The sequence below is a fragment of the Clostridium sp. C2-6-12 genome (genome assembly GCF_009928485.1).
GTDB lineage: Bacteria > Bacillota > Clostridia > Clostridiales > Clostridiaceae > Clostridium.
On sequence record NZ_JAABNP010000020.1, the window covers coordinates 59,506 to 75,106 of the forward strand.

The window sequence follows — 15,601 nt, forward strand, 5'->3', positions numbered from 1 at the left end:
CATCCGAAAGATTTGGAACCATTAAATATTTATTTTATTCACAACAAAAAGCTAGGGTTTACAACCATAGCCTCTTATTATCATAATTAACAGTAAATTATTAACTTCCTAAAGTTCTTCTCCATTACTCTCAATTACTTTCTTATACCAGAAGAAACTCTTCTTTCTTGATCTGCTCATATCTCCATTTCCATCATTGTCTTTATTTACATAAATGAAGCCATATCTCTTTTTCATTTCACCAGTAGATGCACTTACTAAATCGATGCATCCCCAAGGAGTGTATCCTATTAGTTCAACTCCATCATTTACAGCTTCCTTCATTTCTTCAATATGAGCTCTTAAATAGTCAATTCTATAGTCATCATTAATTGAACCATCTGCTTCAACTTCATCCACAGCACCTAAACCATTTTCCACAACCATTAATGGAATTTGATATCTATTGTAGATATTATTTAATGTCCATCTTAATCCTTTAGGGTCAATTTGCCATCCCCAGTCACTTGCTTTAAGATAAGGATTCTTTACTCCACCTAATATATTTCCTGAAGTTTTTTCTAGTTCTGGATCTGAACTTACACAGTTTGACATATAGTAACTAAATGTATAGAAATCCACACAACCTTCTTTTAATATTTCTTCATCATTTTCTTCCATCTTGATTTCAATGTTATTATCTCTGAAGAATCTCTTTGCAAAACCAGGATATGCTCCTCTTACTTGAACGTCAGAGCATAAGAAATTATTTAAATTATCTTTTTCTTGATTTAAAAATACATCTTCTGGGTTACATGTATAAGGATATGATGCCATATATGCAATCATACAACCTATTTTAAAATCTTTATTAATTTCATGACCTAATTTAACGGCTTTTGCACTTGCTATAAATTGATGATGAAGTGCCTGAAATCTTATTTGCTTGCTATCTTGAGTTTCTTTATCAAATGCAAGTTCACCACCATCATTTAATAAGATTCCTCCACCCATAAATGAACCAAAAGGCATAGTTAAACAGTTTATTTCATTAAATGTAAGCCAATATTTTACCACATCTTTATATCTTTTAAATATTGTTTCACAATATCTAACATAGCAATCGATAACTTCTCTGCTAGCCCATCCATTATACTTTTTAGTCAATCCAAATGGAGTTTCGTAGTGAGAAATTGTAACTAGAGGCTCAATATTATATTTCTTTAATTCTGCAAATACATTATCGTAAAATTTTAAACCTTCTTCATTTGGAGTAACATCATCTCCATTTGGAAAAATTCTACTCCAATTTATAGACATTCTGAAAGTCTTAAAGCCCATTTCACCAAATAATTTTATATCTTCTTTATAATGATGATAAAAATCTATTGCTTCATGGCTTGGATAATAAGTTCCTTCTTCTAATTCTGGTGTTATTCTTCTTGGAGTTGTGTGAGTACCACCTGTCATAACATCTGCAGTACTAAGACCTTTTCCACCTTCTCTATATCCACCTTCAAATTGGTTAGCAGCTGTTGCTCCTCCCCATAAAAAATCCTTTGGTAATCCTTGAAATTTATTGTTTAACATTTTTATACCTACTTTCTTCAGTTTACAGTTTTCAATTTTAAAATTTTATAAACAGCTTTAGCCACTCCAGAATTATAATTTGCATCTGTTATATATTTTGCTATTTCTTTTATCTCAAGAATTGCATTTTCCATAGCAAAAGATATAGGAAATTCAGTAAACATTGAATAGTCGTTAAACCCATCTCCAATTACAACAACTTCCTCTTTTTTTACTCTTTTTTTATCTGAAATCTTAGATAATATAATTCCTTTTTGAGCTTCTATGTGATTTATTTCTAAATTAATTGCAATACTTGATGCAATTGCAAGCCCCTTTATGGCTTTAAGCTCTTCTTTTAATTTAAAAATTTTATCTACACATTCACCATAAGCCTCAATTTTTCCTATTTTAATATCTCTACTTAAAAATTCATTTATATTATCAATATATTTTAAAATTGCAAAATGATGTTCTTCTTTTGCCCTCTTAAGGATTTCTTCATAATTTGTGATTTCCGGATGAAAATATTGAACTCTAAGTACACTTCCTTTTAAAGATTCTTCTTTGGTATTAATAGTATATAATCCTTTATCCGTGTATATCTCAACATTAAGACCATCTCTTTTTATTATCTCTAAAACGTCCTTAAGCTTACCTTTGTCCATATAAATTCCTTCTAATATATTTCCATCTTTATCTCTATATTCTGCACCATTTAATACTATACATTCACACTTTAAATTATACCTATCAAAAAATGGCTTAATATCTTCATACATTCTTCCACTAGCAATTACGAACTGCACTCCCATTTTTTCTGCTTTTCTTATAGCTTTTAAATTTTCTTCAGGTATATCATTATTTTTCCCAAGTAATGTTCCGTCCATATCTGATACAATAAATTTTATCATATTATTCTACTCCCTTATAATAAAAATCTATTGCTTCATGACTTGGATAATAAATTCCGTCTTCTAATTCTAGATATCCACCTTCAAATTGGTTCGCAGCTATTGCTTCTCCACATAAGAAATCATTTAGCAATCCTTGAAATTTATTATTCAACATTCTTTGTTCTCTTGATTTTGCAAATTTTATTATTTATTTTTCTCTAGGTTTTCTATTTCCTTAGCAAATTGTGGTAAGTGCTTTTTATGTGCAAGTAGCATTTCATCTAATAATTCTTTAGCAATTTGTCCACTTGGAACTAGTGGATTTATTGTAAATGCATGAAGAGCCTTATTATAGTTTCCTGTAACTGCTGCTGAAATTGTTGTTTCTTCCATACCCTTCATTATTTGAACCATTCCTCTTGGAGCCGGCTCAAATTTCCCCCAATTTAGAGGTTGAGGTCCATTGGCTGTTATTATACTTGATACTTCAACAATAGAATCATATGGAAGATCGCTTAATGCACCATTGTTTTTTGTACTGACTACCATAGTGGTCTTCTTATCATTAAATATTGAAGCAATTAATTCGCAAGCTGCATCACTATAATGAGTTCCTCCTCTCTTAGTTAATTGCTCAGGCTTGTAATCAAGCTTTGGATTTTTATATAGTTCAAATAACTCAGCTTCTGTTCTTTTTACTACTTCTGCTCTAGTTTCACCCTTTTTGAATTCTTCAAGCTCATCCTTTAGCATATCATCTGTAATATAGTAATATCTGTGATATGGACAAGGTAAAATTCCCAAATCTTGAACTTGTTCATAATTAAATTTAATATCTTTAATGTTGGCAACTCCAGAATCCTTTTTAGGTTTCTTCTTTTGTGCTGGGTCATATAGTTTTCCTATTAATTCTTCTGTTCTTTCATTTCCTTCTTTATCCCATACCCTATGCCAATGGAAATGGTTTAATCCTGCAAATTTGAAAGTTAAATCTTCTAAAGGAATATCTAATGTTTCACTAGCTATAAACATACAATTTATTGGAACATTACATAAACCAACAGTCCTATCCCATCCACCATATTTAATAGCAGCTTCTGTTACCATTCCTGATGGATTTGTAAAGTTAACTAGCCATGCATTTGGGCATAATTCTCTCATGTCATCTATTATGTCTAATATTACTGGAATTGTTCTAAATGCTTTAAACATTCCTCCAGCACCATTAGTTTCTTGTCCAATTATTCCATGACTTAAAGGAATTCTTTCATCCTTAATTCTCGCATCTAAAAGACCTACTCTAAATTGAGTAGATACAAAGTCTGCTCCCTTAAGCGCTTTTCTTCTATCTAAAGTTAAATTAACCTTCCAATCAAGACCTGCTGCTTTAACCATTCTTTGAGCCATAGCACCAACTATTTCTAATTTTTCTTTTCCTTCTTCAATATCAACAAGCCAAATTTCTTTAATTGGAAGTTCGTCTTTTCTTTTTATAAATCCTTCAATTAATTCAGGAGTGTAGCTTGATCCACCACCAATAGTAACTATTTTGATTTTTTTTCTTTTCATGAATTTATCCCTCCAATATTTTTTAGTGAATTAATAATTCTAAAGTAAAAGTTAAATTTTCAGATAAAATCTTTTAATTCTTATCTAACTAAAGCTTATCACAAAAAATAATTAATTACTTTAATTATGAAGTTTTAGTGACACATGCTTCATTTTAGTTATTTGTTTTTTTATGAAACAAGTTGTTTTCTAAATACTTGTTTCACTTTATAATAATTTAAATTATATATCCTCAACTTTAAATCTTTATTAAAATAACGGCACCTAATATACCACCAACTATAGCCGCCATTATTGTGTCCTTAGCTTTAAATATCTTTTTACCTTTTATTTTGGACGATACAGAAACCCCAATTCCAACAGCCCATGCCATATCAATCCAAACGCTTCCTGTCTGATAAATAAAATGATTTTTGATTCCATGATTGAGTATCCACATAGTACCTGGTATCATAAGAGCAGCTATGTATCCACCAATAGGTCCAAGCGAATTCACTAATCTTCCCCATAAAGTTAGCACCAAAAAAGTAAATACAAAACTGCCAATTATGGTTAACAGTGCTTCTTGAACACCCATTTATTCACCCTCTTTCTTCACTAATCCTACTACTATTCCTGCAAGTGCTCCACCTATTACCGTAAAAATTAATGTAGGCAGCGAACTTATCAACGCACTAATCCCATTAACTATAGTATCTCTAAATAATGTAGACATACCTACAGCCAATCCCATATCAATAAAAATTGCTTCTTCTGTATTGTCAACTAACCCTATATAATGATTAACAAACCACATTGTTCCTGTAAATATAAGAGCTGAAAGCCAGCCTCCTAGTGGACCAAAGTTATCCGTAAATACATGCCAAAATCCGTTTATAACTACTGCTGAAAGGCAAAATCCAAAGATACTTCTCAAAAATTTTATCATGTTTGTATATCAGCCCTTTCCATCAATATTTTAATAAATAAGCTTATATGTTTTATATAATTTCAGATTATCATAAAAAATAAATAATTACTTTGGTTTTAAATTTTTAGTAAAACATTCTACTTTTAGTTATTTGTTTTTTTATATAACAATGTGTTTCAACTCCCTTTCTTAGAATATAGCTCTAATAAAAAATGTTACAAAACGATTTTAAATATCATTCTGTAACACCCTTTAATTTAAACTATTTTTTGACTAAATGGCCAATTTATAACATTTTGATTATTATAAGTTGGTACCCATGCAAAATGATTATATGCAGCATTTTCATTTACCGGCACTCCAGCATTTAGCATATCTTTTGATGAATATTCTGTAAACATGACATTGCTGCCTAATTCTTTTAATCTATAAACTAATGTTTTTGTGCCTATAATGTTGCTATTATATTTATATTGATCTTTTTGCCCATACATTGGAACTATAGGATCATCTGTTGCGTGAAATCCCTAAATTGGTAAGTTCTTCACTTTTCACATTAATGATATATCTCATTGTCCACAAACAGGCATTGCTGGTGCAAAAATATCTGTATATAAATTAATTACTTTCAGCTTCCAATTCAGTCATATAACTCTTCTTATCAATTAAATTGAAGAATGGCAGATATACTAATGCGCTCATAACTATTATTACTACTTGTACTAAAGCAACTCTCCAGCCTTCTGCTCCACCAGCTAAGAAACCTGACATTAAAACTGGTGTTCCAAGTGGAACTATTGTTGTTAGCCTTGGTACAACATTTATATATGTTAATACATATCCTAATATACTTGCTAGTAATGGTGTACATATCCATGGAATAGCCATGTAAGGATTAAGAACCATAGGTGTTGCAAATACAATTGGTTCATTTATTCCACAGAAATTAGACCACACTGCTAATCTTCCAAGAGTTTTATATTGTTGGCTTTTAGCTTTTAATGCCATATATATACATAATCCAAGGGTTGCTCCTGATCCTCCACATAAAGCATATACACTAAAGAAGCTTCTATTAATTATGTTAGGTAATTCATATAATGAAACACCTGCATTCATTGCATCTATATTAGCAGTGGTTAAAGATGTCCACAATGGATAGAAAATAGGAAGTATTACTGCTGATACTCCGTGTACTCCAAAGAACCATAATATTTGGGCAAGTAATATTGCAAATAAGAACGAGAATATATTATTACCAATAAATGCTTCTAGTGGTTTTTGAATCAATGTATATATTAAAGTATGTATACCATCTATTCCTTGCATAGGTAGTAATGTTACTGCTTTGTTTAAAAGCATAAATAACATGATTATAACAAAACCAGGAACTAAACCCAAAAATGATTTTGTAATTGTTGGTGGAACTCCATCAGGCATCTTAATAGCTAGTCCACCATCTATTAATTTGTTATAAATAACAGTTGATACTAATGCAATAATAATTGCTACAAATAACCCCTTTGCTCCTAAGTAATCAAAAGTAAAAACATTCGCTGCTGGTACTTTTACACCTTCTGGTAATGTAATTTTATTTGCTTTTACAAAATTATTAATTATACCTGAAGTATTTGAAATTGGTGTTACTGCTAAAAATGTAAATAATGAAATCATTCCAGCTACACCTGGATCTTTATCAAATTGTTTTGCAAGACTATACGCTATGAAAAATACAGCATATACTGCAAGCATATCATTTGTAACCATATTAGGTATTGCAAGTATTGGCTTTAAACCTATACTTGTTATAAATGTTTGATATGCTGGTATTGATAATGAATTTAATAATGAAAAAATTGCACCTACTATTATAACTGGCATAATAGTCATAAATCCATCACTTACAGCCTTTAGATATTCATTAGATGCTATTTGATTAGCCTTAGGTATTACTTTCTCCTGTAAATAATTATTCATTTTATTATTCCCCCTAATAAATTAAATTTATTGTTAATAACAGTTATCTTATTTATATTTTTATGATATACTGTTTCATTTTTCTCTTTTCAATATGTCTTATTGTTTCATAATAGATTTAAATAGAGCGATTCAAAAATCACGTTGTTTCTGTAAGAATAGACGCTGATACCATGCCTTCAACACAACAAATTTATATGTAAAAATACAAAAAATTGTTTATTACTATTACATATTAGATAGAATCAAAACATATTTCCCAAAAATCTCATCCTATTTTACTTTAATAACCTTTTTAGATTTGATACTTTTAATAAGCAGACCCAATATTTCATATATATTTAGAAATACTGGGTCTCACTAATTTATCAGAGCTTAAAATAACTTATCAAACTCTATTACTATGAGTTTTTTCCATTAGCTGCTGCTTGTTCATTCATATAATTAATATTATCTTGTTTCTTAAAGAATGGAAGATAAATAAAGAATGATATTACTAATACTACTATTTGTAATAAGGCAGTCCTTGGTCCACCTACTAAAAGTCCTGAAATTGGAGCTGGTGTTGTCCATGGCACTGTTACACCACTAAATGGTGGTACTAACCCTGTAGCTATTGCAAAATAAGTTATTAATCCTGAAACCATTGGAGTAAGAATAAATGGAACTGCCATAAATGGGTTCATAACTATTGGTGTTCCAAAAGTTACTGGCTCATTAATATTAAATATTCCTGGAACTATTGATAATTTACCTAATTGTTTTGATTGTTCAGATTTTGCTAAGAATAACATACATAATACTAATCCTATTGTCATTCCTGATCCTGTTACTGTCATAAATTGATCTACAAATTGTTGTGTTACTATGTGTGCTCCATTAGCTATTGAAAATTCTTTTCCACTTATATATAGTGCTTGGTTATCCATTGTATTTGATGTTAAAATACCACTCATTACTCCACCTATAATAGATGCTCCATGTACACCAAACCACCATAAGAATGGAATTAAGAAACCTATTACTATAACTCCGCCTAATGAATCTGTCATACCTTGTAATGGTGTTTGAAGAATTACATAAATCCATTCAATAAATGTTGTGTTTAATCCATACTTAAATACTGTGTATACTACAGTTGCGCCTGTTATTATAGCTGCTGCTGGTATTAAAGCTGCAAAAGAGTTTGCAACACCTTGTGGTACACCTGCTGGCATTTTTATTGTAATCTTCTTTTTCATAAACCAAGAGTATATTGCACCTACAATTAATCCAATTATAATAGCTGTAACCATTCCTTTTCCGCCAGTCCATGCCTTTGGTATCACATCTCCTACTTTTTCTCCATTAGCAGTAACTACAAAAGAATTGGTTGTTAATAAAAATACTACAAATGATATTATTCCTGCTGATAAAGGTTCATGTCCTTCGTTTTGTGCATAAATATATGCTATTCCTATAGCTGCAATTAAAGCTATTATTGAGAATGTAGCTCCATATGCTTGAAATAATGGCTCTGTCCAGCCTGGGCCTAATTTACTTGCTATCCAGTCATTTAAGGGTTGATATGGTATTTGGGCTAGTAATAAGAATACTGATCCTACTAGTGTTAATGGTAATGTGAATAGTATACCGTCTTTTAGTGCTATTACACCTTTCATGTTAACAAACTTCATAATTACTGGTAGTATTTTTTCATTAAATGTAGTTCCAAATGATGACATAATAATTCCCCCTTATTAAATTATGTGATAGTATATTTAATGTAATAATTTTAAAATGTATTTTAATAAATAATTATTACTTAAAAACTTTTTGCTTCCATGTGATTTCATTAGTCCCATATAATTAAATCACATGGAATTTTATTATCTGAACTTAAAAGTTTTATTTCCCAATTAATTTCAATGCAAAATCAAGTACTTTTGCTCCATTCATCATTCCATAATCAACCATCGGTATTACATCTACTGGGATGCCTTTTGGTTCACATATTTTTTTAGCTTTTGCTATTGTATATCCAACTTGTGGCCCAAGTAAGGCAACGTTTACATCATCTAGATGTTTATCCATTTGTCCTTCTGGAAAAGCTTCAATATCTGCCTCTATTCCTTTTGCTTTAGCAGCCTCCTTCATTTTACTTACTAAAAGGCTTGTTGACATACCTGCTGCACAGAATAATCTAATTTTTATCATAATAATTCCTCCTTATTTGTATAAAAAATTTATATAATATTTGTAATAAGCAACACTTAACATTTATTTAATTATAGTATTTACAATTTTTCTTAATTCAATTATTTGTTCTATTAGATTTTTTTCAGTTATTGCTGTCATTAAATGGTCTTGTGCATGTACAAACAAAACTGACATTTCTATTTTTTCACCACTAGCTTCTTTATGAAGAAACATTGTTTGCCCATCATGTGCTTTTCCTAAGGCATCTTCTGCTAACTGCATTTCCTTCTCGGCCTCATCATATTTTCCTTCATTTACATTATTAAGCGCCATATATGCATGATTCTTACAATCACCAGCATTAATTATAATATTCATAATTGCCATTTCTAATTCATTCATTTAAACTCCCCCAATTCTAATTATTAAATAGTATTATCTATTTTATTTGTTTATAAACTTCTTAATTTAATATGAATTATTGAATTTTTAAAGCTTTATTTAGTATTTTTTCACCATCCATCATTCCATAATCTACACTATCTATGACTGAAATCTCCATATTATATTTTGAATATCTTTGTTTAAGTCTCTCAAACAAATATCCCACTTGTGGTCCTAACAATAATATATCTGTATCATTTTCATACTCTCTAAATTTTGATTCTGCTGTAGCTCTTATTTCTACTTTAATTTCTTTATCCTTAGCAGCTTTCTCCATATTTGATACCAACATACTTGTTGAAAATCCACCTGCACAGATTAATGTGATTTTTTTCATTGATATTTTCCTTTCTGATTGATTAAAACTAAAATTATTGAAAGCCAATATTTATTTTGCCAAACTTTATACTTTTAATGTATTTTGTTTTAGTTTTCTTATGCCTATATATAAAGCAATAATCGTGCCAACTTTCTATTTAAAACACTTTACTAAACATATTCTTTAAACATAGTATTTTCAACACTTCACTGAAAAACAAAAGGTTTTTAAAAAGTATAAATGTGTTTTACTTTTTAAAAACCTTTTAAAACACATTGCTAATGTGTTTTATTATTAAAAAAATTCATTAAACAACATATTTCATCATCTGAAATAGTAATTGAATATTTAGTATTTAAAGATGCACATGCGCTTTTAATTATCCTATATAAATCAAAATTCTCCTTAATATACTTTTCTTTTCCTTCAAATTCATCAATAAATTGATTTTCTTTTATTCTATCTATCATACATGCTATGTGAAAAGTTATTCCGATAAGGATATTGGTACTTATATTTTTATTTAAAGCTTCACATACAGTCACATTAAATTTTTTTATATCTTTTAATACTATTTTCCCATCAATATTTTTTAATTGACGATCCAAAGTTTCTTCCATTTTTACATATGTTTTTTCTACATCTATGAGTTTTTGAATTTCGTCAGTACAGGTTCCCTCAATAATACTGTCTAACATAAATTGTGGATAGTTTACATCTAGTTCAAATGGACTTACAAAACAAATTAGTGTGTATTTTTTCTTTAATTTTTCTATTCTTTCATAAATACTCTCTTTACCTATGAAATTTATTGGAACTATTTCAATCAAATTTTTGTCAAAATTTAAGTTTCTTTCTAGCATTCCCTTTATTGTCTTAGCTCCACCTTCACCTGTTGTACATACTGTTACTATAGCTAACTTTTTCTCCTGTTCCTCTTCTGGTTCATAGTCTAAAATATCATTGTCATATAAATTATTAACCTCCAGGGTCTCTCTATATATTTCATCTAATGAATATCCAATAATAGATTTTCTAGTTGCCTCAAGCGCATGAAGAGTACTCACAAGTGGTATAGTTCTTGTTTTTAAATTAAATGTATCTTCTATTTCACGTCCAAAAGTTGTTAATGAACCCATATCGACTAAAAATAGTATATCTGATTTTATTTTATGTTCTCTAATATATTCTTTTGTCTTTTCTAATATATTTTTAGGTTTTTCTTCTATTGGAGCATTAATCCCTATAGCATTATTGGTTCCAAGTAGACCATTTACTGCTTCTGCCATTGAAGTTGCTGTAGTTGCGCCATGAGCAATTATCATTACCCTAACATCATTTTTCTTATATTTAAAGCTTTCACCATTATAACTTAAAAACATTGCTATAAAGCCTGCTTCATCAATAGGCATATCTACATCCAATTTTTCATCTATTATCTTTAAAGCCTCTAATGACACACTAAATTCCTTCTTAGATTCTTCCCTTATGCTATTTAATTTAGGATTTATAATCTTCTTATTCCTACGGATTCTATCTATAGAATTACTAATATGAACCGATAACCCATAATAAATTTTTTTATCTAGCTTTATCCCAAGTTTTTCTTCACAAAATGCTATTACTTCTTCTATTACCTTCATAACATCTTCTTCCACAATGCTTTTTATATTATTAATATCTACTTTGCGTGTAAAATTATTAACATATTTCTTAAAATAATCACCTATATCTTTTTCTATTTCCTCCTCAAGTTCAATACCAGATACTCCATCTTTCTTAAGTTCTTGTGTTCTTAAATCCAGCATTTCATAAATATTTTCATCATTAACATTTTGTTCGAATATTATTCCATTTTCATCTTTATCAAATATGCAATATCTTTTATTTATATCAATAAGTTTGTTCCAAAGCTTCCTATGTTCAGTTTCCTTATAAAGACCTTCTCTAATATATGAAGGTAAGTCTAAACTGCTTATCTTTATTTCATCTTTCCTATTTGATAAAAAATCAGCATACGCTTTTGCGCAAGCAAGCTGTATATCTGTTTTTAATTGGCCTATATTATTTTCACAATCATAGGATAAAAATGCTTTTATTGAATTTATAGAAACTTTTATGCATTGTCCTAGTCTTCCAGATTCCTCCATCATAAATTGTTTTATAAGATTAAATCGCTCTTCCATCCCTCTTTTTTTCAAGTTAGGTATCATTATAACCATAGGTATTCTTCTAGTAAATGTTTTTAATAATGTATTCTCTGGATCTTCAGTAGTTGCTGTTATTATTAATACATTAGCATGTCTCTCACTTTCAGTTTCTCCAAGCCTTCTATATAATCCTTTATCCATAAACGTGAAAAACATTTCTTGACCTTCTGCCGGTAACCTATGAACTTCATCTAAAAATAAAATTCCTCCATCTGCTTTTTCTATTAATCCTGCCTTATCACTTTCAGCTCCTGTGTAAGCTCCCTTTTTTACTCCAAATAATTGTCCCAATAGCAATTGTGGATTATTTGCATAATCTGCACAGTTAAATGTTATAAACGGACTATCTGCATCTTTAGCCTTCATCTCAATTGCATATTTGTGTACTAATGAAGCAAAGGTGGATTTACCAACTCCAGTCTCCCCAAGTAATAAAATATTCATCCCATTGGGTGGATATAATATAGCTGCTTTTGCTTGCTCTATTGCTGAATACAAACTAGGATTTGATTCAGAAAATTTGTATATTATAGATGTGCTAGAATTACTTTCTCCCTCAAACTCTTCAATTACTGGCTTGAACAATGTAGGTTTTCCTTTTATCTTAATAACCTTTCCATTTACAGCAAGTTTATTTAAATCATTACTCACGTTTGCCCTGCTTAAATTTAAATCTTCTGCTATATCAGTTGCAGAAACTCCATCTATATTAAATTCTACTAATTCTTTAAGTTTATCAAATATTAAGTCAATTCGTTTTCTCAATTAATACCCTCCTCTTTACACCTTTTCTCTCTAGTACCTAAACCTTTCCTCCAAAATATTTATGATTAATTATCTCCAGATAAATTATTATCAGTTAACTCCTCACCAAAAAGACAATAGATATCTTTTCCTTTCTTTTTAGCCAGGTATACTGCTTTATCTGCATTTTCAAAAAGTTCTTTAAATGACTTTCCATGTTGTGGATATAAAGCAATTCCTATACTTCCTGACACTTTATATTCTTTTGTCACCTCTATAAATTCTCTTTTAAAACCATTAACCAACTCATCTGCTTTTTTACGAAGTGCTTCCTCTGAATTTATATCCTTTAAAAATACAATAAATTCATCTCCGCCAATTCTTCCAATAATGGAGTCCTCTGTAAATACTTCTAAGAACATTGATGAAATACCTTTTAATACCTTATCACCAGCTAAATGGCCTAAATCATCATTAATCGCTTTAAAATTGTCCACATCTATTACAAATAATGCACCAATAGCATCACTTTCATTATTTATCATATATTGCTCAATCATATTTTGAGTATTTCCTTTATTAAACAATTCAGTTAGACTATCTCTTTGAGCTTTAAATAAAAGCTCCTCAGTTTCTATTTTTTCTTTATGAATATTAATTATTGCGCCTACAGCTTTAAATATATATCCATTTTCATCAAACATAGCAGTGATTCTTATTTTACACCAAATGTATTCTCCATTATTTTTCTTAAGCCTAATTTCTTCCTCCTCATATGTGTTTCCATTTACAATATCATTTAACAACTTTCTAAACTTTCTAATATCCTCTTCATAAATAATATCAGTTCCAAATATACTTTTACTAACATTTTCAATAATTTTAGGAGAATTAAATTTATACTTCCAATTCTCAGAAAAGTATATAGTATCTTTAATAACATCCCATTCAAAAATTATATCTTCTGTTTGAGACATTATTATACGATAACGCTCTTCACTATGCTTAAGTTCCTCCTGAGTTATTTTTGATTCAGTTATATTTATTGCCACATTATAACTAAAGGTATTTCCCTCTCTATCTTTTACTATTTGTCCATTATCTAATACCCATACAATACTTCCATCTTTTCGTTTAATTCTGTATTCAACAGTATACTTATTAGATTTATTTAATTGTTCATTTATTTCCTTTAATAATCTTTCGCGATCATTTTCATAAACTAAATTAATTATTTTCTTCCTATAAATGTCTTTAAATTCATACTTTTCATACCCTAAAAGATTTAAACAACCACCACTTAAAAAGTCAAAATAAAAATCTCCATTTATGATTTTGCAACGATGAACTCCTCCTGGTACATTGGACGTAATTGACTTTAAATCTCTGTTTTTAGCTTCTATATATTTCTTATTTTTTTCTATACTATCAATTAAATCATTAAATACTTCAGCTATTTCTCCAAATTCATTATTTCTGTTATATATAAATCTATCACTATAATCTCCTTGTTTAATTTTTCTTATAACATTTAATAATTTATATATTGGTTTAGAAAAATAATTAATAATGAGCATATATGAAATTATTGTTATTATAAAAATAAATACCAAAATTATAACTATATTAATTATGTTTTTATCTCTTGGCTTATTAAATTTTTCTAAGTCCACTGCACTAAATACTATCCAACCCGCTTCTTCAATTGTTGAATAATGGCCTATTTTTTCAACGCCATCTATAGTATACTCTATAACGCCGTTAGGATTTTTTTCAAAGTCTATTCTTTTCCATTGTTCATATAAAGTATTCGGTAATGCAATTTTATTAATATTCTCTTTAAGACTGTCACTATTACTAGATGCAATTACTCCATTTTCATCCATTATTACAATTTTACCATTATCATAAAAACTAACATCGTTTACAATATTCTCAAAATATCCCATATTTATCACATTAATCATTGCTCCTTGATATTTATTATTCATAAATATAGGAAACGCAATAATCATATTCCTACTTGTTTCATTTGCTTTCCACATTATATTTGTAAAAACTACCTTACTATTTGTAAGTTTCTTCAACTCTTCATTTGAAATCATAATCTTTTGATTAATCTTTTCAATATCACTAGCCGAAATTACAATTCCATCTTCATTAATTAATGCTACCATATCTAAATAAAACTTTTCTATTTTTATATCACTTAAGGTTCGATTTAAGATTTCTATATTATTTTTATTTTTTTCATTGTTAATTTTATTATTAGACTCATTTAACACATCTTTAGTTACAGGCATATTTGAAGTAATTTTAAGATCTTCAACATTTTGCTTAAAAAAATATTCTAGATGCATAGCCTGATCATGGGCGGAAGCAATAATATTTTTTTCAACAAGATCTCTATATTTATCATTAAATTTTGCTATACTTATACTTGTTGAAATAATGACAGGCACTATTCCTAAAATTATTGAAAAAATTACAAATCTTCTTCTTATATTCATAATATTACCTCCTATATTTATCATATAAGAATTTAATGAAACTAATTTTTCTTACCATAATTCCTAAAAAATTTTACTTCTATTATTATTCTTTAATTTTATTTATAAATGTATATAAAAATTTTGTATTATTCAATTCACTAACATTCTATAACATATTTTTAGCTAGTTTTTGTATGGAATATGTTATTATAATCTAATAAATAACGTAATTCTTTAAATAATTTTGTATGAATATACTATAAAACAATTTTATCAAATTTTTTCATCATTATATATATTTTTTATAATTATAA

The 15,601-nt window shown here is 28.7% G+C and carries 14 protein-coding genes; all 14 read right to left on the minus strand.

The window, feature by feature from the left end; translation table 11 throughout:
* Window positions 1–108 precede the first annotated feature (108 nt).
* The gene (locus GXK56_RS16720; protein WP_160689457.1) at window positions 109–1,569 is read right to left on the minus strand and encodes a glycoside hydrolase family 1 protein; all 1,461 of its coding nucleotides are present in this window, start codon (window positions 1,567–1,569) and stop codon (window positions 109–111) included.
* Between the two features lie 17 nt (window positions 1,570–1,586).
* On the minus strand, window positions 1,587–2,462 hold the full coding sequence (locus GXK56_RS16725; RefSeq protein ID WP_160689459.1) for a Cof-type HAD-IIB family hydrolase: 876 nt from the start codon (window positions 2,460–2,462) through the stop codon (window positions 1,587–1,589).
* A 1-nt stretch (window position 2,463) separates the two neighbouring features.
* On the minus strand, window positions 2,464–2,619 hold the full coding sequence (locus tag GXK56_RS16730) for a hypothetical protein (RefSeq protein WP_160689461.1): 156 nt from the start codon (window positions 2,617–2,619) through the stop codon (window positions 2,464–2,466).
* Between the two features lie 29 nt (window positions 2,620–2,648).
* A complete protein-coding gene (locus tag GXK56_RS16735) occupies window positions 2,649–4,013 on the minus strand; it encodes a 6-phospho-beta-glucosidase (protein ID WP_160689463.1) in 1,365 nt (454 codons plus the stop codon).
* Window positions 4,014–4,251: 238 nt separating this feature from the next.
* Window positions 4,252–4,590: a hypothetical protein gene (locus GXK56_RS16740; RefSeq protein WP_160689465.1), complete on the minus strand. Its 339-nt coding sequence runs from the start codon at window positions 4,588–4,590 to the stop codon at window positions 4,252–4,254.
* Window positions 4,591–4,941 carry a hypothetical protein gene (locus GXK56_RS16745; RefSeq protein WP_160689467.1) on the minus strand — a complete coding sequence of 117 codons (351 nt, stop codon included), beginning with the start codon at window positions 4,939–4,941 and terminating at the stop codon, window positions 4,591–4,593.
* 239 nt (window positions 4,942–5,180) lie between these two features.
* Complete coding sequence (locus tag GXK56_RS16750) at window positions 5,181–5,417, minus strand: hypothetical protein (RefSeq protein ID WP_243156154.1); 237 nt, start codon at window positions 5,415–5,417, stop codon at window positions 5,181–5,183.
* A gap of 124 nt (window positions 5,418–5,541) precedes the next feature.
* The gene (locus tag GXK56_RS16755) at window positions 5,542–6,900 is read right to left on the minus strand and encodes a PTS transporter subunit EIIC (protein WP_160689469.1); all 1,359 of its coding nucleotides are present in this window, start codon (window positions 6,898–6,900) and stop codon (window positions 5,542–5,544) included.
* Between the two features lie 401 nt (window positions 6,901–7,301).
* Window positions 7,302–8,624 carry a PTS sugar transporter subunit IIC gene (locus tag GXK56_RS16760; protein WP_160689471.1) on the minus strand — a complete coding sequence of 441 codons (1,323 nt, stop codon included), beginning with the start codon at window positions 8,622–8,624 and terminating at the stop codon, window positions 7,302–7,304.
* A gap of 163 nt (window positions 8,625–8,787) precedes the next feature.
* Window positions 8,788–9,096, minus strand: coding sequence for a PTS sugar transporter subunit IIB (locus tag GXK56_RS16765; RefSeq protein ID WP_160689473.1), 309 nt, complete (start codon window positions 9,094–9,096; stop codon window positions 8,788–8,790).
* 63 nt (window positions 9,097–9,159) lie between these two features.
* Window positions 9,160–9,480, minus strand: a complete 321-nt coding sequence (locus tag GXK56_RS16770) for a PTS lactose/cellobiose transporter subunit IIA (protein ID WP_160689475.1) — start codon at window positions 9,478–9,480, stop codon at window positions 9,160–9,162.
* Between the two features lie 76 nt (window positions 9,481–9,556).
* The gene (locus GXK56_RS16775; protein WP_160689477.1) at window positions 9,557–9,859 is read right to left on the minus strand and encodes a PTS sugar transporter subunit IIB; all 303 of its coding nucleotides are present in this window, start codon (window positions 9,857–9,859) and stop codon (window positions 9,557–9,559) included.
* Between the two features lie 260 nt (window positions 9,860–10,119).
* A complete protein-coding gene (locus GXK56_RS16780) occupies window positions 10,120–12,816 on the minus strand; it encodes a sigma-54-dependent transcriptional regulator (protein WP_243156155.1) in 2,697 nt (898 codons plus the stop codon).
* Window positions 12,817–12,881: 65 nt separating this feature from the next.
* On the minus strand, window positions 12,882–15,305 hold the full coding sequence (locus GXK56_RS16785) for a diguanylate cyclase (protein ID WP_160689479.1): 2,424 nt from the start codon (window positions 15,303–15,305) through the stop codon (window positions 12,882–12,884).
* Window positions 15,306–15,601: the final 296 nt, after the last annotated feature.

Bases quoted from the DNA above. Each gene is read 5' to 3' on its own strand.
- GXK56_RS16755 (WP_160689469.1), bottom strand. From the start codon at position 6,900: ATGAATAATTATTTACAGGAGAAAGTAATACCTAAGGCTAATCAAATA.
- GXK56_RS16775 (WP_160689477.1), bottom strand. From the start codon at position 9,859: ATGAAAAAAATCACATTAATCTGTGCAGGTGGATTTTCAACAAGTATG.
- GXK56_RS16765 (WP_160689473.1), bottom strand. From the start codon at position 9,096: ATGATAAAAATTAGATTATTCTGTGCAGCAGGTATGTCAACAAGCCTT.
- GXK56_RS16750 (WP_243156154.1), bottom strand. From the start codon at position 5,417: ATGTATGGGCAAAAAGATCAATATAAATATAATAGCAACATTATAGGC.
- GXK56_RS16725 (WP_160689459.1), bottom strand. From the start codon at position 2,462: ATGATAAAATTTATTGTATCAGATATGGACGGAACATTACTTGGGAAA.
- GXK56_RS16735 (WP_160689463.1), bottom strand. From the start codon at position 4,013: ATGAAAAGAAAAAAAATCAAAATAGTTACTATTGGTGGTGGATCAAGC.
- GXK56_RS16745 (WP_160689467.1), bottom strand. From the start codon at position 4,941: ATGATAAAATTTTTGAGAAGTATCTTTGGATTTTGCCTTTCAGCAGTA.
- GXK56_RS16740 (WP_160689465.1), bottom strand. From the start codon at position 4,590: ATGGGTGTTCAAGAAGCACTGTTAACCATAATTGGCAGTTTTGTATTT.
- GXK56_RS16760 (WP_160689471.1), bottom strand. From the start codon at position 8,624: ATGTCATCATTTGGAACTACATTTAATGAAAAAATACTACCAGTAATT.
- GXK56_RS16730 (WP_160689461.1), bottom strand. From the start codon at position 2,619: ATGTTGAATAATAAATTTCAAGGATTGCTAAATGATTTCTTATGTGGA.
- GXK56_RS16770 (WP_160689475.1), bottom strand. From the start codon at position 9,480: ATGAATGAATTAGAAATGGCAATTATGAATATTATAATTAATGCTGGT.
- GXK56_RS16785 (WP_160689479.1), bottom strand. From the start codon at position 15,305: ATGAATATAAGAAGAAGATTTGTAATTTTTTCAATAATTTTAGGAATA.
- GXK56_RS16720 (WP_160689457.1), bottom strand. From the start codon at position 1,569: ATGTTAAACAATAAATTTCAAGGATTACCAAAGGATTTTTTATGGGGA.